The sequence below is a fragment of the Photobacterium sanguinicancri genome (genome assembly GCF_024346675.1).
Classification (GTDB): Bacteria; Pseudomonadota; Gammaproteobacteria; order Enterobacterales; family Vibrionaceae; genus Photobacterium; species Photobacterium sanguinicancri.
On record NZ_AP024851.1, the window covers coordinates 1,698,041 to 1,721,467 of the forward strand.

Below are 23,427 nucleotides of genomic sequence, written 5' to 3' on the forward strand. Positions count from 1 at the left end.
TAATTTATGTGTTTTTATGACTTATGTAGGGTTTTCAACCGATTTAATCCTTTGTTGCTGGAATATAGCGCTGAACCTCAGCTGTTGAAGCACATTAATGTGTGTATTCAATTGATTTTAATGCGCTTAATTTGATAATGCTCAATAACCACTTAGATTGTATGGTTGAATAATTATTTGTGTGATGAATGCAGAGTTGTTTCTTTGATGAAATCAGTATGATGCCCGCAGAATTTTGTACTGGTTTAAATTTTATCATCAGGGAGATTGATGTGTTTTTAGTTGAATTTTTAATTGTACTTGGCTGTATTTTGATCGGTGCTCGCATCGGGGGGATCGGTCTTGGTGTCATGGGTGGTGTCGGTCTGGCAATACTGAGCTTTGTGTTTGGTATGCAGCCAACAAGTCCACCGATTGACGTGATGTTAATGATCATGGCGGTAGTGGCAGCGGCGGCATCTATGCAAGCAGCAGGCGGTTTAGATTACTTAATCAAAATCGCTTCAAACATTTTACGTAAAAACCCTCGCCAAATTACTTTCATTGCACCATTAGTGACTTATGTTTTCACCATGATGGCAGGTACAGGTCATGTGGCTTACTCGGTATTACCGGTAATTGCTGAAGTAAGCCGTCGTAGTGGTATTCGCCCAGAGCGTCCACTTGGCATGGCGGTTATCGCATCACAATTTGCGATTGTAGCTAGCCCAATTGCGGCAGCAGTTGTTGCTTTGGTGGCTTTCCTTGAACCACAAGGTATTACACTTGCTAATGTATTGATGGTAACTATCCCTGCGACTTTCCTTGGGTTAGCAGCAGCGTGTGTGATTGTTAATAAGCTAGGTAAAGAGCTTAAAGACGATCCTGAATATCAACGTCGTCTTCAAGATCCTGCATTCCGTGCTGAAATGGAACAGGAAGTAAAAGTTGAAGAGCTTGAAATCAAACCAGAAGCAACGCGCGCGGTATCACTGTTCTTATTTGGTTCTTTGGCTGTGGTCATCATGGGTGCCTTTCCTTCATTACGCCCAAGCTTTGATGGTCATGTCATGGGTATGGCGCATACGATTGAAATCGTGATGCTATCAATTGCTGCGCTGATTATTTTAATCTGTAAGCCTGATGGCTACGCAATTACCCAAGGATCTGTGTTCCATGCGGGTATGCGTGCGATCGTTGCTATTTTTGGTATCGCATGGTTAGGTGACACCTTAATTGGTGGTCACGGCGACATGGTAAAAGAAGCCGTATCAGGCTTGGTAGAAGTAGCACCATGGACATTTGCGTTTGCGTTGTTTGGCTTATCTGTGATGGTAAACAGCCAAGGCGCAACCACGGCGGTATTGGTACCTGTTGCGATTGCATTAGGCCTACCACCAGCAGTAATTATCGCGACGTTTGTTGCGGTTAACGGTTACTTCTTTATTCCAAACTATGGTCCAATTATCGCATCAATCGACTTTGACCGTACAGGTACTACTAAGATTGGTAAGTATATTTTCAACCACAGCTTTATGCTGCCAGGTTTGCTGAGTATGGTATTCAGTATTATCTTTGGTTTCATTTTCGCTGGTATCGTGTTGTAAGCCCTTCACCAATACACTGGCAATATATACAAATCAGCCCCGCCTTTGCGGGGCTTTTTGTTATATCTAAAAATTCAAAATTTTGCTAGTGAGATGATTTATAAATGGTAAGGTTGATGTGTTTATTGCTTTGCTTAACTTCTTTTACAGTTAGTTCTAATGTCGTTGTTGTTAATCAAGGATTGCTAAAGAAAACCTTTAATTGTAATGACAAAAATAAGAGTGTTTGTTTTATTGGAGCTGAATTATATTCAGAATATGATATTTACATATTCAATTTTTCAATGAAAGTGAAAGTGAAAGGCTCAGACGTAATAAATATGAATATAGAAGAGCATATTAGGAAAACATTAGAGCCTATGCTTGGTATTTTAAATGTTAATGCTGCAATATTTTATAATATTGAACCAATAATGAAAGATTTAGTTTATGACTCCAACGTTCAAAAGCTTATATTGTGACTATGATGTGAATTTAAAGTAGTTTCACATCCTATACGTATGCACTCTCTTATGGCGGCGGGTAAGATCGCGAACGTTTAATGAATTCAAATCGATTTGACCCGTAGATCTGTTTATGATCTTACACTCCCTTTTGTGGAGTCATACAGTTATCAGCAACGTTTTCACCCTGCGTTTTTCTACCATCGAAGACACCCGTTAATTAGTCAAGATTAGTTATCTATTATTTGATGTGCTGTTCCTCACTATTATGCTATTCGTAGTCATTGGGGGATCGAGAACAAACTATACTGGGTCTTAGTGGGCATATTTTAAGTGATTAGTAATTTTACGTGAGCAATCATGAATTTATTTAGAGATTTTTTATTTTTTATGTACCATGCTTTTTTCATGTCTTTCAGAATTCTCGTTATTCTGATTTTTGCGGTTGTGGTTTTTTTTATGCTGGACTTTTTTACACTAGAGGAAATTAAACCATTTGAATACTATGTTAATTTGTATGTTATTTTATCTGGATTATCAATATTCGGAACTTTTTCATGGGTGTTATATATGTTTTTTAAGCATTTTTTCAGAATGAAAAGATTGAAAAAGTATCATAGAGATGATATGAGTGACTAATTTTTTGCTTGCTAATATAGTTAACCTTTTTATGGTTAACTATATTGTGGTTTTGTTTTTATTTGTTTTTATTTGTTTTTATTTGTTGATTATTTTATGAAAAAACAATTCTATTGTGTGGTTTTCTGGCTTATTTCTCTTTAGACATTGTGATCTTGTAGATTGTGTTAGGGGTAGCTTTACAAGGCATACTTTTTCAATTGAAATCTTCCTGATAGTAGTTTACCAACTTGCGCTCTTTACACTGTAAATAAAAAACGCTCAGTGGCTGCCAGCCTTTCTGAGCGTTTTGGTTTGTTGCGGATGCTTGCTTACGTAGTCAGAGTTAAATTTTAATCTGTTTGGCTAACTGCTGGCGCTTGGCTCACCTTATCCACTAAATACAATATCGAGCGGTATTCAATGCCACTGTGCTCCGATAAGCCTATCTCACAGGTACGGCTGTTTGAATAGCCTTCATTGCAGTTACTTGGCACTTGGGCTTTCAACGGTGCAAGGGCAGAGGCATTGAGTTCTGGCGTGGTAAAGCCTTTATCACCGGCAAAGCCACAACACAGAATATCTTCTGGGATAATTACTTGTTTAGCACAAGCTTCTGTCACCTTTTGCATCACACCGGCTAAGCCACTACGGCGTGAAGTACAGGTGATATGCAGCATGACGGGTTCATCTTGGGGTGTGATGTCGAGCTTCGGCAGCACAAAATCCGCCACAAACTTAAATGGTTCTAGAATGGTAATGCCTTGGCGCATGGTTTCTTTACTCAGGCTGGCGCACGGGCTGGTGTCCATTAACACCGGAAATTTACCTTGTTCAGATATCTGCCATAAACTGTTTTCTAGCTCTTGCGCTTTATTGGCAGCTGTGTCGACAAAGCCTTTGCTCTTATACGGCATACCACAGCACAGGTTATCGAGTTTATTGGGTAATATGACCTCGTAACCTGCTTTTTCTAGCAATGAAATGGTCACTTCTGCTAGTGGGCGTGAATCCGCTGCATTTTTTTCGGTGCCCATGTTACGTGAGGCACAGCTAGGGAAATAGACCACCTTCTCTTTGCCAATCGCAAAGATGGTCGGTGCTTTCATTTTCCCTGCTGAACGTGGCATGTGCTCTGTCCATAATGGCAGCTTTTCCCCACTTAATTTATAGGCAGTTTTGCTAATCGCTTTCATGCCCTTGGTGCCAATCACAGAGTGGACACCATTAACCACACCCAAGCTCACCTTGGTTGTTTTGGTAATGGCAGAGAAATGCTCGGCAGTCCAACGCGCAATGGAATTCGCCATTGGCGAGTGCTGCTGGCGCAGTTTGCGCATCAGGTCACCCGTGTTGATGCCAACAGGACAACGATCGGCACAAAGCCCTGTCGCCGCACACGTATCGACACCTTGGTATTGAAAGGTTTTTTCCATGTCGGCTAATCGAGCGGGGTCTTCTTCGGTGCGTCGTAAACGGCTAATTTCACGGAACACGGTATTACGCTGGCGTGGCGTCAAAGACAGGTTGCGCGACGGACAAACGGGTTCACAAAAACCACATTCAATGCATTTGTCGATCAAGGTATCTGCCGCGGGCATGGCTTTGAGGTCTTTGACGTGGGCTTGGTGATCATCATTAATAATCACCCCTGGGTTTAAAATACCCGTCACATCGAAAATCTGCTTAATACGTTGCATCAGTGCAAAGCCTGCTTGGCCCCACTCTAATTCAACATAGGGTGCCATGTTACGGCCAGTACCGTGCTCGGCTTTTAGTGAACCTTGGTAATCCACGGCAACCAATTGGGCAACGGCATCCATAAAATCGCTATAGCGCTGAATTTCTTCTTGGCTATCGAATGCCTGCGTAAATACAAAGTGTAAGTTACCCGCTAAGGCATGGCCAAAAATGATCGCTTCGTGGTAGTGATAACGGGTGAATAGCTCTTGGAGTTCACGCACCGCGGGTGCAAGTTGTTCAATCGGAAAGGCAACATCTTCGATGATCACCGTGGTGCCTGTTTCACGCACCGCACCGACAGCGGGGAACAAGCCTTTACGAATAGCCCAAAGCTGCGCACATACCGTGGTATCGGTACTGAATGCCACTTGGTGCATTGGAGCAAATTGGTTAATCAGCGCGGTAATTGCAGCATCCTGCTGGGCTAAATCAGCGCTATCTTTGGCGTGGATTTCAACCAAGAGTGCGGCAGCTTCGGTATTGCCTTCTTGCCCGAGCTGGGCGATGAAATCAGGCATCCCCGGTTCATTGGCAACCGATGCTAATGCGCGGCTATCCATCAGTTCAACAGCCGCTGCGGTGGTTTTGCCAAGTTCGCTGACTGCACGACAGGTGGTTTCAATATCCTTGAAAACATACAGGCCAGACGCTTTGTGAGCGTGGTCAATTACAGTGTTGTAGGTGATGTCAGCAATGAAGCCGAGCGTGCCTTCCGAACCGATAAAAAGGTGCTGAAGAATATCAATCGGATCGCTGTAATCGGTTAGCGAGTTAAGGCTATAGCCTGTGGTGTTCTTTAGGCGATATTTATGGCGAATTTTATCGGCCAGTTCTTCATCTTCTTGGCAAACCGTGGCCAGCTCAGCCAAATCGTTGAGTAATTCAGCATGAGAGTGTTGGAATGCATGGCGGCTATTTTCGTTTAGCGTGTCTAGAACCGTACCGTCGGCTAACACTACTGTCATGCCCGCTAAGGTTTTATAACTGTTTTGGGCCGTACCACAACACATACCTGATGCGTTGTTTGCTGCAATACCGCCGATTTTGCAGGTATTGATAGAGGCGGGATCGGGCCCGATTTTTCGGCCATGTGGTGCGAGAAGTTTATTGGCTTCAGCACCAATAATGCCAGGCTGCAAAGTAATTTGGTGCGCATCTTCACTGATTTTATAATTACGCCAGTTATTGGTCAGCGTAATTAAGACTGAATCAGATAATGCTTGGCCAGATAGACTGGTACCCGCTGCGCGAAAGGTGACAGGAATAGTGAGTGCATAGCAGGCTTTGAGCGCTGTAACGACTTCATCGAGTGAGTCTAGCTGCAAAATGATTTTTGGCACTAAGCGATAAAAACTGGCATCGGTACCGTATGCCAAAGTCAGGGTAGGATCAGTAATTATCCGCTGTGCGTCAACGGTATCTTTTAATTGTTCTATGAGTGTTGTGTAGGGATGTTGCATGCTCTATTGCTCCATGGCCTTAACTGCCTCAACGTACTGACAGGAAATGCTGGTGGGATTAAGTATAAATAGCTCTGCTTGGCCTTTTTAGGCTTCTTGTTTAGCAAAAGATCGACTTACTATCATATTTAACATTTTAATAGCATTCCTTTGGTTGATATACTGCCAGCAATACATAAGTTTGTTGCAAAAAGTGTACTAATGATGCGAAGCACAGATGATTTCCTGATTTTTTTCCATTTAATTGAGCAAGGCTCGTTTAGCAAAGCGGCTGATCTTGTTGGACTTACCAAGTCTGTCGTCAGTAAAAGGATCACTCGATTAGAGCAAGACCTTGGTGTGCAACTGATTTATCGAACTACCCGCAAGCTGACATTAACCGAAGCGGGAGAGGTTTTTTTCAGCCATGCGAGAGAGGTGTATCACTCGGTACAGAATGCCGAGCAAGCCATGAGTGGTTTAGGTGAAAGCTTAACTGGGACGATTCGGATTAGCGTGCCGACCATTTCAGGGGAGTTGTTATTGCCAAAGGCCATTGCAGAGTTTAGTGCCAAATATCCAGAGATTCATATCGATATGGATTTGGACAATCGCTTTGTTGATATTGTGGCAGAAGGATTTGATTTAGCGATCCGTACGGGAGCATTGCCTGATTCGAGTTTTATTGCACGGCGGTTAGTGGACGCCCACTGGGTGATTTGTGGCGCACCTGATTATTTTGCTCGCTGCGGTGTACCGAAAATACCGTCTGAGTTAACGCAACATAATTGTCTCGCGTATAGCTACCAAGAAACAGGTGCGCAAGAGTGGTTGTTTAAAGGCGATAACAAGCCTTGTACCGTTAGGGTGAATGGCAACTTTACCACCAATAATGCGTCTGCTTTACGTCGCGCAGCCTTGTTTGGCCAAGGTTTAGTGTATGTCCCTAAAGTGCTGGTGGCGGAAGATTTAAAAGCAGGCACTTTGATCGAAGTACTGCAGGAACAAGTGGCTAAGTGCTTGGGGATTTATGCGGTTTACCCATACACGCGCCACCAGCCTATCAAGGTGAAATTGTTTATTGAGCACTTGTATCAGTGTTATCAAAAGCACGTCGAGAAGTTTTAGTTCGACGAACTCTGGTAAGAAAATAGACAAAAAGCGAAATGGATAATCTGATATTGAATCAGGCCATTTCGCTTTTTATTAGGCTGACTTAATTGTATGGCGCCTTATCGCTAAGGCGCTAACCCTGTCAGTTAAACCACTGTACTCATAATGGCTGCCACAATACCGTAAGCAATCATCGGAATGACGGTACGTTTAATGATGTAGCCTTCTTTGTTAGCGATGCCCAAGATGGTTGAAACGGCAATAATATTGTTGATACACACCATATTACCCATTGCTCCCCCGACAGATTGCAGCGCCAAAATAGTTGTTTGAGGCAGCCCAACATTCATTGCAATTGTCTGCTGAATCGCCCCAAAGGTGAGGTTAGATACAGTCGCAGATCCTGAGAAAAATGCCCCCAAGGCGCCAAGGTATGCTGCAACATATTGCCAGCTTGTTCCCATTAAATCAGAGAAGGCTTGGCCCGTTGTCATGATTGGCGAGTTTTCGCCTCCCGTCATCATCAGTTTCACCATGATAAGCGCACCAACCAAGGCGATAAATGGCATCTTGATACGGCTCGCGGTTTCAGAAAACATCTGCTTAACGATGCTGCCTTGCAGTTTGAATAACGGAATCGAAATGAGTACCACCAGCAAGAAAGGGATCAGCGCAGGGACATAAAGCGTTTTATACGCCCAAGTGACATCCGTACCAAGAATATGGCTGAGCTTAATAATTAATGCCTTGCTGAGGCTGAAATCGCCCAATGGGCCGAATGAAACCGTAAATAACTCTGTGCCATCGGTGAGCAGTGACTTGATGCCAAATTGCTTAATACGTGTCACGATTAAAATCACAATCAATAAAATGGTTGGTGTCATCGCTTTAAATATTTGTACCGATGACACACTTTCTACTGGCTGATCTTTCTTAGACGATCCTGATTTCACCGAGTTTTGCGTAGATGAAGCCATGTTCATCGCTACATTTTCACCCAAGGTTGCAGCTTCACCTGCCATGGCTGTTTTCGTTACCGTTTGTTGCTCGGTAGCTAATCCTAAACCAAAGCGTGCCACAAGAACCGATGCGATAAGACCGATTGCCCCACCCACTAAGGCTGGGAATTCATAGTTCCACTGTGCCAGTAAGAAATAAGGCACGGTACATGACAAGGTACTGATCAGCACGAACAGGTAGTTCTTACGAATTTCACTCCAACTCACAATAAAGCGCAGTGCCATCGGTGGAATGATGAAAGCGGCGACAAAGTGAATGAGGGCGGTAATTTTTCCTGTTTCAAGCAAGGTCGCATCGTCTAACCCAAGGTTAGAGAAGCCAAACCAGGTTGGTGTACCTACGGCACCAAATGAGACGGGTACTGAGTTCATCACTAGCGCGAGCATCGCAACTTTTAATGGATTGAAGCCCAAGCCAACAAGAATGGGGGCGGCAATCGCAGCTGGGGTACCGAAACCCGACGCGCCTTCAATCATAAAAGCGAACGCCCAGCCAATAATCATCAACTGTGCGACTTGGTTTTTACTTATTCCTTCTAACCAGCGACGGATAATGTCTTCAGATCCAGAAAGATAAATCATTCTGTTTAATAAAATTGCGCCAGCAACAATAGAAATAGGGGTGATTGCAGAGAGGATACCAGCAATGATGTTGGCGCTAATTAAGGTGAAATCAGTATTGAAATAAAACAATTGCAGCAAACCGACCATTAAAGCGGTGATCGGCAAGGCGATGTGCGAAGGTAAGCCGTTCTTCTTTGTCATCATCCAAATCAGGATAACAATGGGCATAACGGATAAAAATAGGGACGTCATGTTTTTCCACTCCATGTGTTCGGCCTGCAAACTACCTAGCCGATTAGGTAATAGTCGATGAGGTAAATGCTTTGGTGTTGCGGCCTTATTTATAATTTTGTTGTTTGGGTTACAGGCTGTATGTCGAAAAGTAATTTTCTGTTAGCTGTTTTTTGTGGGGAAGACATTCTACGGCCGAAAAAACATATGGCTATGCCTCTTTTTTTCCGAGCAATAGCCACATTCACGGTAAGGTATAATGTTAATGAATGTTTTAAAATATGATCAGGCTTATGAAGCCATATAAAACAAGGGTGTAACAAGTGATTAATGGATATTACTGTGTCGTGATTATGCGACGGCTGGAAACAGTGATTTTCGATATATCCATTAATAAAGTAAGTGAATTTGACACTGTGGGCGTAGTTAATTGGTCATTGACTGTTAGTACAACGCTAATGGATTGATTTTTTGATGTAATTTAACCACGGTTTCCAAGGGGTAATGATTTTTAGTGGCTTATTTGTAATTTAATTACTCGCCGGATTGAGCTTGTCTAGGCGAGTTGCTGGGATAATAGATAGCGATGATAAATATAAATCAGCGCCCTTTGATCACAAATAATTAACAATCATTAAGGTGCGCGTTGACTTTATATCAGGGACTGACTATCTATTGAACAACAGATTAAACGTAAGTATTAAACGAGCGTTTAACTGCTTAGGATCATAATCAAGGATGAAGGTGTAACGCTATGATGAGTCTTGCTGCTGCCCTACAACGAAATGCGCAATGTAAACCGAATAAAACGGCCATTATCTGTGGTGACACCCAATTAACCTACGCCCAGTTTGATGCGCTAGCGGGCCAGGTGGCCAGTGGTTTAGTGGCGAAGGGATTGCAAGCGGGCGATCGTGTTGCTTTGAGCTGCCCCAACTTACCTTTTTTCCCTATTGTGTATTACGGTATTCAGAAAGCGGGTGGTGTGGTGGTACCGTTCAACGTGTTATTACGCCAGCGTGAAATTAAATACCACCTCGAAGATTCGCAAGCGAAATTTTTCTTTTGCTTCGAAGGCACGCCTGACCTCCCTATGGCGCAAGAAGGCATTGCCGCCTTTAATCAAGTTGCGGAATGTGAAGATATGGTGGTGATGACGGTTGATCAAAGCCAGCTGGTCTATAACGGTATACCGACACTCAGCAGCTTTATTGCCAAGCAAGCGCCGCTTGCTGATTATGTGCCGCGTTTAGAAGGGGATACGTGCGTTATTCTTTATACCTCAGGAACCACAGGGTTACCGAAAGGGGCTGAATTAAGCCAAAGCAACATGGTATGTAATGCCTTGGTGGCGCAAACACTGATGGGGTGCCAAGGTGATGATGTTCAGTTAGTGACCTTGCCTTTGTTCCATACTTTTGGTCAAACAGTACAAATGAATGCCTCGGTATTGATGGGGGCAAGTATGGTGCTTGTGCCTCGTTTTGAACCTAGTCTTGTCTTGTCATTGATTGCCAAACATAAAGTGACTGCATTTGCGGGCGTCCCAACGATGTACATCGGCTTAAACCATTGCCAAAGTGATGATGATACATCTAGCTTGCGCATCGCAATTAGTGGGGGAGCTTCACTGCCAAAAGAAGTGATTCATACTTTTGAAAATCGCTTTAATGTCCCTATTTTAGAAGGGTATGGGCTATCAGAAACCAGTCCTGTTGCTTGTTTTAATCACTTAGATCAACCGCGTATTCCGGGATCTGTTGGCCAACCTATTCAAGGTGTGGAAGTGCGTTTGGTCGATATTAGTGGTCAGTCCGTACCTGTAGGTGAAGACGGGGAAGTTATTATTCGCGGTCACAATGTGATGAAAGGGTATTTGAATCGTCCAGAAGCGACTAAAGAAGCGATGCGTGATGGCTGGTTTTATACCGGGGATATTGGGCGCTTTGATGACAACGGCAATATGTACATTGTTGATCGGGTTAAAGATCTGATTATTCGAGGTGGTTTTAACGTCTACCCACGTGAAATTGAAGAAGTGTTCATGACCCACCCTGCGGTGGCGATGGTCGCAGTGATTGGTATCCCTAATGCCGAATACGGGGAAGAAATTAAAGCTTATGTGGTGCTAAAAGAAGGTGCAGATGCAGAAGAGACAGCATTGTATGAATGGGGTAAAGAGCAGTTTGCAGCGTTTAAATACCCACGTAGCGTTGAAATCCGCCAGCGGTTACCGATGAGCGCAACAGGTAAAATACTGAAGAAAGATCTAAAAGCTGAAGTTGTTGAGCAACAACACAGTCAGGAACAAGCTTCAGCCTGATCATTTTCAATAGAGTCGATAACAAAAAACGCGGTTCATCTTAAGATGAACCGCGTTTTTAATGGTGCGTTAAAGAAGATTAGAATGGTTTGTGTGCGAAACCAGTAACTTCTTTAATTTTCATTTCACGACCAATTGCAGTCATAGGGTGAACGACAATTAAACCTTTAACAGATTTTTTTAGTTTACCCATATCCGCTTGCTCTGCTTTCGTCAGTGCACGGTTAAATGACATTGATTTAATGTCGTTACCTTTGTCATTTGCTTGACGTGATTGCGTGCCCTTGATGCTATCACGTTGTTTCTCAAGCTTAGCAACTTCATTCTTAAATTGATTCACGACTGGCTGATCGTTACGACTTTTTGCTGCCGCTAGCTTGTTGCGGCACTTGTCTAGTCGGTTATTTAAATTTTGAAGTTCTTGCTTTAAATTCATCTTGTTACCTTTAGGTGTACATAGCGATACAGCCCAACAGTTGGTGCGAAGACCATGGCTGTTGTGTGTTATTGCGCAAAGTATAACAGCTAGAACAAACATGCTGCTAAATAAATCACATATTTATAGTCATGCTGGTAGCAATGGGGGCTTATTGTGAAACCAATTGAGGCTCAACGCATGAATTGGTTAGGTGTTTCGCCGATATGTTGGCGGAAAAAGCTAATAAAAGCGCTATCGCTTGAAAAATCTAACAAGAAGGCGGTGGCTGATACCGACTTTCCTTCAGCTAAAAACTCGATCGCGGCGAGTAAACGCCATTGTTGTCGCCATTGCTGATAGGGCATCCCAGTGTCATGGCTAAAAATACGGCTGATGGTTTTCTCACTCGCACCGATGTTTTTTGCCATTATGTTTAATGGTGGCGGCGGTGTATGGCCGACTTCAAGTTGTTGCCACCAAGTGCTTAGGCGTGGATCTTTGGGTAGCGGTAAGGAGAGGTGCTCTGGCTGGGCAAGTTGGAGTTCTTGCCAAAATAGCGCCAGCAAGGTGGATTGCTCCTGGCTTGACATGTCCCATGACCAAAAAGCCATCCGTTCGATCAATGCACTGAGTAAACTATTTACGCTGAGGATCTGAATGCGATCTAATGCAGCGATCTGGTTAAGATCGGCATAAAGGCTGGGAGAAAAATAGATCGAACGATAAGGCACTACATTACGCATGACGGCGCGGTGATTGATCCCTGGCGGGATCCATGCGGCGCGAGTTGGCGGTAATACACTTTGCTGATCTTCTAGCGAAATGGTCATACAGCCTTTTGGTGCAAACAGCAGCTGAGCCATTTGGTGTTGGTGGAGACCTGAATCGTGCTGACCTACATCAGCGGCGATCCCCACGACATTGGCTGGAAGTGTATCTGGATTAAAGGGAACCTCCCCAGTAATAAATGCCATGAACGTGGGTGTCCTTATTTTTATGTTTCTTGTTTTTATGATTGTAACGGGACATCTTGCGGGTTGATACCGTGATGAAGGGCACTGAGTGGTTTTTTATCGAGGATCTTGCCATTTTTTCAGGTGCCGAGAAAGCCGCTACACTCAGGTAGAGAAAAAATAAACTATTGCTAACACTAAGGAGGTTGCTATGGCGGTTGTTCACGGTTTAGCAATGGATATCGAACGAACAGACGATCTGTTTTTTATTGAGCTAAAAGCGACTGGCACATTAACTCACGCTGATTATGAAAAGATAGTCCCTATTTTGGATGAAGCCTTGGCGGAAGTGGAGAAACCGATTGTCGATGCCTATTTTGATGGTACTGAATTTGAAGGCTGGGAATTACAAGCCGCGTGGGATGACTTACGGCTAGGTCTAAAACACGGTAAGAAATTCCATCGTATAGCCATTTACGGTAATCAGCATTGGCAAGAGATCATGGCGAAAGTGGGGGGCTGGTTTGTGGCGGGGGAGGTGAGATATTTCGATGATCCGCTTGATGCTTTGGCATGGTTACGCGGCAGTCATAACTCCTAGCCGCGATTTCAGCCAGTCGTCTTTTGGAACAAGCGAGGGTAACGATGAGCGATTTTCTTTTGTTTAGCGTCGATTTTATATCAAGTTTATTTATTGTCGTGATTGGGGTTGGTGCGCTGGTGGTGATCTATTTTTATATTGCCGATAGACGTCAGCACAAACATGCGATTCGGCATAACTACCCTGTTATTGGACGCTTTCGTTACCTGTTTGAGAAACAAGGTGAGTTTTTCCGCCAGTATTTTTTTGCCATGGATCGTGAAGAAATGCCATTTAATCGGGCAGAACGCAGCTGGGTATATAAGGCGGCCAAAAATGTTGATCGTACCCTCGCGTTTGGTTCAACCCGCAATCTAGAGTCGACGGGCACCATCATGTTCATGAACTGTGCCTTTCCAACGCTTGCAGAGGATGCGGTAGAGCCGAGTCCTATTACCATCGGTGAAGGTTGCCAATATCCGTATACCACGCGCTCGATCTTTAACATTTCGGGTATGAGTTATGGGGCGATTTCCAAACCGGCGGTGCGAGCTTTATCTCACGGTGCAAAAATTGCAGGATGCTGGATGAATACTGGAGAAGGTGGATTGAGCCCGTATCACCTAGAAGGCAAAGCCGACATCGTATTTCAAATCGGCACCGCTAAATATGGTGTCCGTAATCAGCAGGGCCACCTAAGCGAAACCAAGCTGAAAGAAATAGCAGCGCACCCAGAAGTTAAAATGTTTGAGATTAAGATGAGCCAAGGGGCGAAACCGGGCAAAGGCGGTATGCTACCGGGATGTAAAGTCACAGCTGAAATAGCTCGTATTCGTGGAATTAAAGAAGGGGAAGACTCGATTAGCCCTAATGGTCATATCGATGTACGTTCTGTGGGGGATTTACTGGATATGATCGCTTTTGTTCGACAAACAACGGGTAAGCCCGTTGGCTTTAAATCTGTGATTGGCTCGCTTGAGTGGTTTGACGATCTTATCGCTGAAATTAGTGCGCGTGGGGTTGAAAGTGCACCGGATTTTATCACGATCGACAGTGCTGATGGTGGAACAGGCGCGGCACCACAGCCATTAATGGATTATGTCGGTTTACCGTTGAAAGAAAGCTTACCCTTAGTCGTAGGACGTTTACGCCAGCATGGCTTGAAAGAGCGGATAAAAGTGATAGCCTCGGGCAAGTTAATTACCCCATCGAAAGTGGCATGGGCGATTGCATTGGGGGCCGACTTTGTTGTGTCTGCACGAGGACACATGTTTGCTTTGGGTTGCATTCAAGCGCTGCAATGCAATAAAGATACTTGTCCGACAGGGATCACTACTCATAATAAACGTCTCCAAGAAGGGCTTGATGTCGGGGATAAAACCCAACGAGTGGCAAATTACAATAAGTACATCCATTATGGGCTGGGGCTTATTGCACATTCCTGCGGGGCAACGAATGCGAGAGATTTAGACACTCAGCATATTCGTATCGTCACGGAAAATGGTTTATCGGTTGCGTTAGATGAGTTGTATAAGCACCATAAATAGCCGAATTAACCATCATTCAACCCATGATAGTCCTCTCGTTAAGCGAATGACGAACTTCACAATGTTTACAAGGTTTACTCACTGTATTTGGCGCGTATAATGCCTGCTCTTAGCAAAACGACAACCATTATCAATAAGGACTTCAGTTTGAAGCTATTCGTTAAAGATCTTACCGTTATCGATGCCTCGTACCTCTGTGCAACACGCGGTATGGTTGGAGAAAGCTGGATTCTGGATGTGGTGATGTCTGGCGAGCTAAATGAAATGAGCATGGTGTTAGATTTCAGCCGAGTGAAAAAACAAATCAAACACTTAGTGGATGAATATGTTGATCACCGTTTGTTAGTGCCAATGCGCGATCCTGCGGTTCACCTTGCTACAACAAAAGACGGGTACTCAACGCTTGATATTCTACGTGGCGAAAAAGGGATCCACCTGCATTGCCCAGATGAAGCGTATTGTTTAGTCGATACTGATGCTATCACAGTTGAAACCGTGACAGAGCATGTATACCAAGTCTTAAAGGGTGAATTACCAGCCAATGTCCAAGGTCTGGAAATTACCTTACGCCATGAAAATCTTGATGGTGCTTTTTACCACTATACACATGGCTTGAAAAAGCATGATGGCAACTGCCAGCGTATTGCTCATGGCCACCGTTCGCCAATTGAATTATTGGTTAATGGCAAGCGTGATGCTGAACGTGAACAGCAATGGGCGCAACGTTGGCAAGATATTTACCTTGGTTCAGCGGAAGACCAAGCTAACGTGAACGACCTTACATTAAGCCAACATGCTCAATCAGTTTCGGATGAAACGCACTACGGTTTCCGTTACACAGCACCTCAAGGCGAATTTGAACTTGCGATTGCACGCACTGAAACGGAAATATTGGATACGGACACAACCGTAGAATTACTTGCGGGTTATATTGCGCAACAAGTGAAACCTACCTTGAAAGGCGATGACATACTGGATGTTGTGGCTTACGAAGGCGTAGGCAAAGGTGCAATGGCCTCGTTATAACCCCAAAAATGTGTAAAACATAAGTTACTGTTAGAAGAACTTCTTTTTAAAAATGCCCATCACGTTCGTGGTGGGCATTTTTTTATCCGGCGTAGTAGGTCAATTTTATGTGCTGATTAATTTTCTGCGTTTAACTGAGGCAATGTGATGGCTCAGTAATAGTCATGTACGTAAATGAGCATCAAAAAAATCCACAGTTCGTTGCCATGCGCGCTCGGCTTCGGCTTCTGCATAGCGTGCAGTTGAATCATTGTGAAAGCCATGATTAACCTTTTGGTAAAGGTAGGCGTGATATTTCGCCTGCATGTTATCTAAGTCTTTTTCGTAGTCAGGCCATGTGGCATTCACGCGTTTATCTAAGCTGGCAAAGTGGAACTGGAGTGGGGCTTTGATTTGCTGGCGAAGTGCCTTCGCTGGTGGTGTCCCATAAAAAGGCACGCCCGCATTGAGATCTTCAGCCAGTGTTGCTGCAAGCATATTGACCACATAGCCCCCAAAGCAAAAACCAACAGCACCTAATTGCCCGTTGCTGTTAGCATGCTTTTTTAGGTGCTGTGCCGCTGCGATAAAATCTTGTTCTATTTTGGCTTGGTCGAGGCTTTTTTGCATTTCTCTGCCTTTATCATCATTGCCAGGGTAGCCGCCTAGTGGGTATAAGGCATCGGGTGCAAACGTGATAAAGCCTCTTTTTGCTGCGCGTCGAGCAACATCTTTGATATAAGGGTTGAGACCGCGGTTTTCATGGATCACTAGCACCACAGGGGCATTGCTTGGTAAAGGGTTCGGTGTGACAAGATAACCTCGGCCCTCACCGTGCCCGTTAGGTGAGTCAAAGGTTTCATAGCTGGCTAGAATATCTGGGTCATTAAACGAGATTTGCTCGGCTTGTGCATACTCAGGGAGTAATGCATTGGTGAGTAAAGTCAGGTTCATCCCGACGATAGCTAACCCCGATAGCCGTGCAAGAAACTCCCGACGATCGATTAAGCCATGGGTATATTCATCGTACCAATCGAACGCTTCTTGCGGGATAGGCTGAAGCGGTTGCGAGGCGGCATCGTGTTTGATGTGTTTATCTTGTGCGTTCATCTCGAATCCCCAGCTGATTTTAATAAAGCATAGCTACAAATCCTAGGGTTAGTGAGAGCAAGATAAACAGGTATGAATAAATCACCCTTGATAGGGTGATAATCGGTCAAGATTAGAATTTGTATGCCGCCCCAACACTAAATTTCCAGCCAAGGTTGTTCTGTACTAAAGGGCTATCGCTGTCATGATGCTCAAGTTCTAGCTTAGATATCCCTAAGAATTTGTCAGAAAAGTCATATAAACCTATGACCCCCGTTTTGTAGACCCAAGAGGGCTTGGCATCGAATTGTGCCAATCCTGATGCACTCGACTCGTTTGGCGAGATACTGTAGAGGTGCTCTGACAGTTTACGATCTCGATAATCGACTTCAAAATAGGGTGATAATACCAAGTTATTAATGGGTGTATCGAAAGCTCGCCCTAAGTGCAGTTGAAGCTCATAGCCATTATGTTTGTCGGTCACATCATGGAGAAAGGTTAGGCGTGCACCCAAGGTACCAATTGTCACGCCTAGTTCACCACTGCTGTCGCGATCATTGATGCCATCGGGCAGATCTGTAAAGTCATTCGATACTTGAGAAAGGCGGACGCTACCAGAGATACCAAACCAAGGGGTAATAGCAAAGTTCGCGAGGCTACCATCAATGAAGCCATATTGGCTGTGATGAAAAAGGTACAGGGCCGCGCCAGGTTTAGCACCGTCATTAGCAAATACCGACTCTTCAACGGCAGCACCCGCACCAATAAAGGTAAAGTCTTTAAACCTCTCCTGCGCATTGATATCGGCTGAAAACACTAAGATTGTGGAAAGAGTGCAACGCCACAATGAAACCGTTTTATTCATAATACTTCTCCTTATTTACAGGAGTAGAAATGGCTTAGGCTGAGTTTATTGCACTATTTTGCATTTTTTTAGAAAAAACTGTGTTGTGTTGCTTTAGTGATACAAGCTGAAGAGGGAAGAGGAAACAGAGTAGAAATTACTTGAATGACAGGCATAAAAAATGCCGACCGAAGTCAGCATTTTTTTAATAATCTTGGAAGTATTAAACTTCTAAATTATAGAGCTACAACGTTTGCAGCTTGAAGACCTTTTTGGCCTTGCTCAGTTTCGAAAGAAACTTTTTGACCTTCAGCAAGAGTTTTGAAACCCTCTGAAGCGATAGCACGGAAGTGAACGAATACGTCAGCGCCGCCGTTGTCTTGAGTGATGAAACCGAAACCTTTCTCTTCGTTAAACCATTTTACGATGCCAGTAGACATGAGTGTATCCTTTTAATATAAAAAATTCGCAATATGCGATTTGGGTAGCCAGGTAAAAAATTACATATTTATGTAAAATTTATGACAGGGAAGACTTCATGACATTAACTGGTATAGCAGATGCAGCGAAGATTTCTTAAAGCATAATATTTATTACATTGAATAGGTCTGATTACAGGCCGAGGAGAATCATACCAAGATATAGGGGGTTGTCTAGCGTTATTTGACAGGAATTTTCCTTTTTTAATCACATTATGGTTAATTTTTTAGTTCTTCGACTGCACTGAGAGTTCGCCATGGAATTAACCGTATGAAAAGTGGCATAGTTGGCGGAAATTAAGGCATTATTATGCAGCTTATCAATGTGCGTGATGCGTGTTGGGTAATTCAAAACTTTGATTGTAGTGGCTGGAAGATTTTAAGGTCGACAGCTTACTTTGGTGCAAAGCAAGAATGGATTGAATGATTTTAGTGCCGAGCCCAAGATCACCGGATGGGGCATCTGGATCTACATCGTTTTGTACTGAAATACTTACCCCGTGTTTACGGCTATCTGACAGGATGTTGATTCTACTTTTAGCGGGTGCGTGGCGAATAGCATTTTCTAGTAAATTAGCAAAAAGACGCTGGAGTAATTGTTTATCCCCTTGGATCTGCGTTGCTTCTGACATGGTTAGGTTAACCTTAATTTGTTTACGGCTGGCATGGACGGCCAAGCTTTCGATACTTTCCTCAATGACATGCGCCAGCGCTATTAATTCAAATTGTGGTTCGGGTTGTGGTTTTTGGCTACGCGCCAGGGTCAATTGCTGTTCCAGTTGCATGGCCAGCTTTTGGGCGTTTCGATGCGCGGTGGCGATTAAAGGGTTGGATGCTGTTTGCTGGAGTTGCCACGTTTCTAAATAGCCCAATACACTAGAGAGCGGTGTTTTTAGGTCATGACTTAGCTGCATCAGTAATTCACGACGCGTACTTTCTTGTTGCTGCAGTTGTAAAAACTGACGCTGTATCCGCTGTGACATTTGGTAGAAGTGCTGACTAATCGGGCGTAGTTCTGGTACTTGCTTGATAAAATCAGGCTGTAAACAAAAATTATCGCGAGATTGTGCTTGTAGCCCTTGGCTCATAGCGGCGATGGGGATCAGTAAAGTACGGTTTACTAGCCAGTAAATTAGCATACTAAAGCTAAAAATAAGCAACATGGCGAGACTCAGTATGTGCACGATAGGCAGCATACTGAATTCTGCATCTAATAAACTGCGTTGCTCGCTGCCAATGACTACATACAGATAACCAACCACCGAGCCAAATTCAGTGATTGGAGCAACGGAGAAAACTTTTTTTTGTGCAGGGTTTCGAGGGTCGTCACCTAAAATGGGCAATGTTTGTTGAGTGAGAAATTGTTCAATCGGTTTTAGTGACACCTGAGCTTGAATGTCCTTTCCTTCTGGCGCGGCATGGCTACGAACCCTTCCTTGTTGATCAAGAAAGTAAATTTCAAAGTCTGGTCCTAGCAACATCAGCGTATGGAAAATGGATTTAAGCGCTTTCGGGTTGTAATTTGTCCCTTCCATCAAGGGGCTATCGTCACGCATATGGGCGGCAAGATCACGATGAAGCATTTGCTGGGTGCGTTGCTCTGTATGGGTTTGCTGTAGAGTAACGAATGAGCCAATCACTAATGCCGACAAGGCAAACCAAAAACTAGTGAGTAATAACAATCTGAGCTTAAAGTTCATCTCTGGACTCCTTTCTCTCTCTTGCTTGTGACCCTGTCACTGATTGGTATTGCTAATTGGTGCGTAAGCCCTTCAAAGCTAAACACCAAAGCTAAGTACCAATTTGAGTATTTAATGATTTATGCAGCTTCAAATTTATAACCCACGCCCCAGACTGTGTGGATAAAAGGTTGATTTGGGTTCGCATGTTCCAGTTTTGTGCGTAAGCGATTGACTGTGCTACATACCGTGTGTTGATAGCCTGAGAAATCGGTTTGCCATACTTGCTGCAGCAACTCTTCTTTGCTGTAAACTCGACCGGGCTTTTGGGCTAAAAAGTAGAGCAAGGTGAATTCGGTGGCGGTGAGCTGAACTGCATGATGGTTAATTTCTACATGGTGTAATTCAGGGTTAATCACCAAGCCGTTCAATGACAGTGTCGCTGGAATATGCGTGTCGCCTTCTGAGTGGTACGCACAGCTTGAACGATGCGATCTACGGCGCAAAATAGTGCGTACTCTGGCTTGAAATTCAAGCACACTAAAAGGTTTTGTTAAGTAGTCATCAGCGCCTGCTTCTAAGCCTGCCACTTTGTCTATTTCGCTATTTCGTGCGGTGAGCATTAATACGGGTAACCAATTTTGCTTATGACGCAGTGACTGGCACAGCGTAATGCCATCGCCATCCTCTAAACCACGGTCAAGTATGATTAAGTCATACTGGGTTTGGCTAAGGTGCAATTGCGCCACGCCTAATGAGGTGACACGGGTAGTCTCATGGCCTTGTAGCGACAGGTGCATTGCGATTAATTCTGCAAGATCATTATCATCTTCGACTATCAAAATTTGCCCTTGCTCGACGGTGCTAGGGGGAATGCTCATCGACTTTGGCTCGCGAGCTGCTGAGTGCGAAGCGGTACTGAAGGTTGCTGTGTTTGACGTGTGTTTTATCGCTGTCATTATTCACTCCACAACGGTCTGTATATCACAGTTTCTACTGATGCGTTGTACGCCGACGAATAGGGCGCACACGCATCATGTTGGTTATAAGACCGTGTGGAGATGCAAATATTTCATTTGAGTGTTCGTGCTGGCATTACTTACTTTATACGGGTGATGCTCAACCTTGCCCCTGGGTTTAAAAAGCGATGGCTGGCTGTCAGCACTGAGGTTGTTAAGCCATCATCAAGGCTGATGACTCCAGCATGAAAGCTCACCTTATCATCGTCATCTCTGATGGTATTAAAGCCCTCACCGCCAGCAGCTGGCCCAGGAATGGATGCGCTGGTTTCACTATTGGCTTCAGTTCCTGCATCCCAGACTGGCATATTCATGGTATAGCTTTCACCTATAGCGATGGTACTCAGGTCGATCCCCGTTTCTCCGACAAAACCATCGTTGGTATTGACCAGCATGCTTGCTATGGACAGTTGATTTGCGTCATCGCCAACAATATCTAACGTTAGTGAATCTGTACTACCCGGCAAAATGACCCCAGTGCCGGAATAGCTCATAGTGACATTATCGTTACTGTCTTTTTCAGCCAGCAAATCTGTATTATCACCACTCTCTGCGATTTTCTCTAACGCGATAGAGGCGGGTTGTCCGACTTGAAATAACTGGTAGCCACTACTGTGCGTTAAGACAGCCAGTGGCGATAAGGGTTGGCTCACGGTTAAATTGATTACCGTCAATTCATATTGTTTTGCCGCATCAGTTTGAACAGGAGGTGAAGCCGGCGGTGAATCGTTATTTGAGTGTGTGTCATCATCAGGACAACCAGCGAGTAACCCGACACTCGCGGCAAGTAAAAGTATGCGCGTATTCATAGTGCCTCCTTATTTCACGGTTACAGTGACAACAGCAACAGGATTTAACCAACGATGCATACCGCTATTCAAGTCACTCTTTCCACCAGTGGTATCGCCGTCACCAAGGTTACCAGGGTGAATGTGAACTTTGTCATTGCTAATGGTGGCTTCGACCCCTGTGCCGCCAGACCCAAAGGTGATGAAAGGTGGATTTGGCATGCTGGCGGCTAACTCATCATTTGCTTCTGTACCTGCATCGTAGCCATTAAGTCGAATGGTGTAAGTGCCTGGTTGTGACGGGATCTGCCAACTGTCTAAACCGACAAAGCCATCGTTGGTTGGTAACAGCATGGCGGTTAGTGATAACCGATGAAATGAGCCTGTATCTAGGCTTGCTGTGGCAGATACGCCGGGATTAAGAATGCCGCTGGCAGGGTTTTCTGAAACCACTGCACCTGCATTTGCTGCGAGCGATGATAAACCCGAAATGTCCCCGCCTTCTGCCATGACTTTGATTTCAGGGGAAGCGGCGACACCAGCTTGGAAAAGATGAATATCGCTACTGTGAGCAACGACTAGCAAAGGGGTGAAGTAAATACCTTTGGTGGCATTGGTGATAGAGACATCGATGCTGGCAGCGTGCGCTGTTACCGATGCTGTGCTCAGTGCTGCAGTTATTGCGAGAAGTGCCAATCGTATTTTCATGGTGATAATCCGTCATGTGATGAGGTAATAATTCAATCATGGCGGTTAAAGTTGGCAATCTTCTCGCGAAGTTCTCATAAATTTCTCACAGCGTAAAATATCTCACTGAACGTCGTTACGACATCATATGTTCTATGAACCAAGTGCCTGCTGGGCCTATCGCGTTGGTCCACTTCATTTCGATATCCCAAGTCATGTCGGTATCACTAAAGTCCAGAGCGAGTGTTTGCAAAATGTTGTTTTCAAATAAATGCGGATCAAGTTGTTCTGGATAAAGTCCAAACCCAGCTCCAGAGATGAGTAGCTCACGATATTGATAAAAGCGTGAACAATTTATGCTGTTAGAGCTAAACCGCAGTGACTCAATAAGGTCTTCATTCGCAAAGTCAGAAATTGCAGGCAGTATTTGATGGTATTGCAGTAAATCTTGAACTGAAAGCTGGCTACGAACTTGCGCGAGTGGATGAGCGGGCGCAGCAACAAACCGCCACTGGATCCGATCCAGAATAAAGCTCTCAACGCCGCGGCTCTGTCTAAGTTGTACCGGGGCAATAATAATATCTGGGGAGCTGGGCTGTCCCATAAGCGTGGATGCGTGATCTTCGATATCAACTAAATTGATACTTAAATCTGGAAAGGCTTTGAGTAAAGCGGTGATCCCTTCACGTTGCTTGGGATACATAGTAAAGCCATGTACTGCAATTGTAATTTTGTCTTCAATGCCGCTTTGAAATGAAAGTGCCTTTTTCTCAATAGCTTCGAGGCGTGGGATGATCTCTAGCGCTTGTAAGTACATGGACTTGCCGACATCGGTCAATGTTGGGGCTTGGCCTGATACTCGGCGAAAAACTTTAAGATTGAGGTCGACTTCCATATTTTGGATCACTTGGCTAACGGCTGAAGCACTGATCCCCAATTTTCGCCCTGCTGCTGAAAATGATCCTGTTTCAGTGACAAGAACCAAATAGTGTAATCGCTCTGGTGTCATTAACATTTTTCCCCCCTCATTTCTTTTTGTCATCCGTATCCATACCGTAACCTATTCTTTGCAATGAAGGCTATTCAATGTGTGTTCTTGAATTGATTAAAGCGTGTGCTGGCTTGTCGTAGCTTAACTTCTTGTTTGTTTTTAGTTTCAGCGAGGTGTAAGTCTAACTTAAAGAACCTGATTTAACCGTTTTTCTGATTCGACGTAATATGACATCACACCGAACGAGGGTGGTTTAAAAATAATTAATT

General features: G+C 44.2%; 19 protein-coding genes. 7 read left to right on the forward strand and 12 right to left on the reverse strand.

Features of this window, described 5'->3' with window-relative positions; genetic code table 11:
* Positions 1-272 precede the first annotated feature (272 nt).
* Positions 273-1,586 carry an anaerobic C4-dicarboxylate transporter family protein gene (locus OCU87_RS24370; RefSeq protein WP_062692650.1) on the forward strand — a complete coding sequence of 438 codons (1,314 nt, stop codon included), beginning with the start codon at positions 273-275 and terminating at the stop codon, positions 1,584-1,586.
* 116 nt (positions 1,587-1,702) lie between these two features.
* Positions 1,703-2,047, forward strand: coding sequence for a hypothetical protein (locus OCU87_RS24375; RefSeq protein WP_261858810.1), 345 nt, complete (start codon positions 1,703-1,705; stop codon positions 2,045-2,047).
* A 953-nt stretch (positions 2,048-3,000) separates the two neighbouring features.
* Here OCU87_RS24375 and OCU87_RS24380 read toward each other — a convergent pair.
* Positions 3,001-5,850, reverse strand: a complete 2,850-nt coding sequence (locus tag OCU87_RS24380; protein ID WP_261858811.1) for an FAD-binding and (Fe-S)-binding domain-containing protein — start codon at positions 5,848-5,850, stop codon at positions 3,001-3,003.
* Positions 5,851-6,054: 204 nt separating this feature from the next.
* Between OCU87_RS24380 and OCU87_RS24385 the strand changes: the two genes are divergently transcribed.
* Complete coding sequence (locus OCU87_RS24385) at positions 6,055-6,957, forward strand: LysR family transcriptional regulator (protein ID WP_062692647.1); 903 nt, start codon at positions 6,055-6,057, stop codon at positions 6,955-6,957.
* Between the two features lie 131 nt (positions 6,958-7,088).
* On the opposite strand, the gene OCU87_RS24390 is transcribed toward OCU87_RS24385, so the two are convergent.
* Entirely contained in the window at positions 7,089-8,777 is a 1,689-nt protein-coding gene (locus OCU87_RS24390) for an L-lactate permease (RefSeq protein WP_261858812.1), read from the reverse strand.
* A gap of 733 nt (positions 8,778-9,510) precedes the next feature.
* Here OCU87_RS24390 and OCU87_RS24395 point away from each other — a divergent pair.
* Positions 9,511-11,079 (forward strand): long-chain-fatty-acid--CoA ligase, encoded by a 1,569-nt coding sequence (locus OCU87_RS24395; RefSeq protein ID WP_261858813.1) that lies wholly within the window; start codon positions 9,511-9,513, stop codon positions 11,077-11,079.
* A gap of 79 nt (positions 11,080-11,158) precedes the next feature.
* Here the strand turns inward: OCU87_RS24395 and OCU87_RS24400 are convergent, their stop codons facing one another.
* Together OCU87_RS24400 and OCU87_RS24405 are read right to left on the reverse strand one after the other, a co-directional pair.
* Complete coding sequence (locus OCU87_RS24400; RefSeq protein WP_261858814.1) at positions 11,159-11,515, reverse strand: YibL family ribosome-associated protein; 357 nt, start codon at positions 11,513-11,515, stop codon at positions 11,159-11,161.
* A gap of 173 nt (positions 11,516-11,688) precedes the next feature.
* Positions 11,689-12,471, reverse strand: a complete 783-nt coding sequence (locus OCU87_RS24405) for an AraC family transcriptional regulator (protein WP_261858815.1) — start codon at positions 12,469-12,471, stop codon at positions 11,689-11,691.
* A gap of 190 nt (positions 12,472-12,661) precedes the next feature.
* Here OCU87_RS24405 and OCU87_RS24410 point away from each other — a divergent pair, with 190 nt between their 5' ends.
* The 3 genes from OCU87_RS24410 (at position 12,662) to OCU87_RS24420 (ending at position 15,603) form a co-directional block, all read left to right on the forward strand.
* The gene (locus tag OCU87_RS24410; protein ID WP_062692119.1) at positions 12,662-13,051 is read left to right on the forward strand and encodes a SpoIIAA family protein; all 390 of its coding nucleotides are present in this window, start codon (positions 12,662-12,664) and stop codon (positions 13,049-13,051) included.
* A gap of 44 nt (positions 13,052-13,095) precedes the next feature.
* Positions 13,096-14,577: an FMN-binding glutamate synthase family protein gene (locus OCU87_RS24415; protein WP_261858816.1), complete on the forward strand. Its 1,482-nt coding sequence runs from the start codon at positions 13,096-13,098 to the stop codon at positions 14,575-14,577.
* A 147-nt stretch (positions 14,578-14,724) separates the two neighbouring features.
* Complete coding sequence (locus OCU87_RS24420; protein WP_261859362.1) at positions 14,725-15,603, forward strand: 6-pyruvoyl trahydropterin synthase family protein; 879 nt, start codon at positions 14,725-14,727, stop codon at positions 15,601-15,603.
* 162 nt (positions 15,604-15,765) lie between these two features.
* On the opposite strand, the gene OCU87_RS24425 is transcribed toward OCU87_RS24420, so the two are convergent.
* The 8 genes from OCU87_RS24425 to OCU87_RS24460 all read right to left on the reverse strand — a co-directional run bounded on the left by OCU87_RS24425 (position 15,766) and on the right by OCU87_RS24460 (position 23,209).
* Positions 15,766-16,692: a dienelactone hydrolase family protein gene (locus OCU87_RS24425; protein ID WP_261858817.1), complete on the reverse strand. Its 927-nt coding sequence runs from the start codon at positions 16,690-16,692 to the stop codon at positions 15,766-15,768.
* Between the two features lie 112 nt (positions 16,693-16,804).
* Positions 16,805-17,536 (reverse strand): MipA/OmpV family protein, encoded by a 732-nt coding sequence (locus tag OCU87_RS24430; RefSeq protein WP_261858818.1) that lies wholly within the window; start codon positions 17,534-17,536, stop codon positions 16,805-16,807.
* A gap of 215 nt (positions 17,537-17,751) precedes the next feature.
* A complete protein-coding gene (gene cspE / locus OCU87_RS24435; RefSeq protein ID WP_062692113.1) occupies positions 17,752-17,955 on the reverse strand; it encodes a transcription antiterminator/RNA stability regulator CspE in 204 nt (67 codons plus the stop codon).
* 359 nt (positions 17,956-18,314) lie between these two features.
* On the reverse strand, positions 18,315-19,694 hold the full coding sequence (locus tag OCU87_RS24440) for a sensor histidine kinase (RefSeq protein ID WP_261858819.1): 1,380 nt from the start codon (positions 19,692-19,694) through the stop codon (positions 18,315-18,317).
* A gap of 119 nt (positions 19,695-19,813) precedes the next feature.
* Complete coding sequence (locus OCU87_RS24445) at positions 19,814-20,554, reverse strand: response regulator transcription factor (protein WP_094958661.1); 741 nt, start codon at positions 20,552-20,554, stop codon at positions 19,814-19,816.
* A 218-nt stretch (positions 20,555-20,772) separates the two neighbouring features.
* Positions 20,773-21,501 (reverse strand): spondin domain-containing protein, encoded by a 729-nt coding sequence (locus OCU87_RS24450; RefSeq protein WP_094958658.1) that lies wholly within the window; start codon positions 21,499-21,501, stop codon positions 20,773-20,775.
* A 9-nt stretch (positions 21,502-21,510) separates the two neighbouring features.
* A complete protein-coding gene (locus OCU87_RS24455; protein ID WP_261859363.1) occupies positions 21,511-22,194 on the reverse strand; it encodes a spondin domain-containing protein in 684 nt (227 codons plus the stop codon).
* A 109-nt stretch (positions 22,195-22,303) separates the two neighbouring features.
* Positions 22,304-23,209 (reverse strand): LysR family transcriptional regulator, encoded by a 906-nt coding sequence (locus OCU87_RS24460; protein ID WP_239928885.1) that lies wholly within the window; start codon positions 23,207-23,209, stop codon positions 22,304-22,306.
* Positions 23,210-23,427 lie beyond the last annotated feature (218 nt).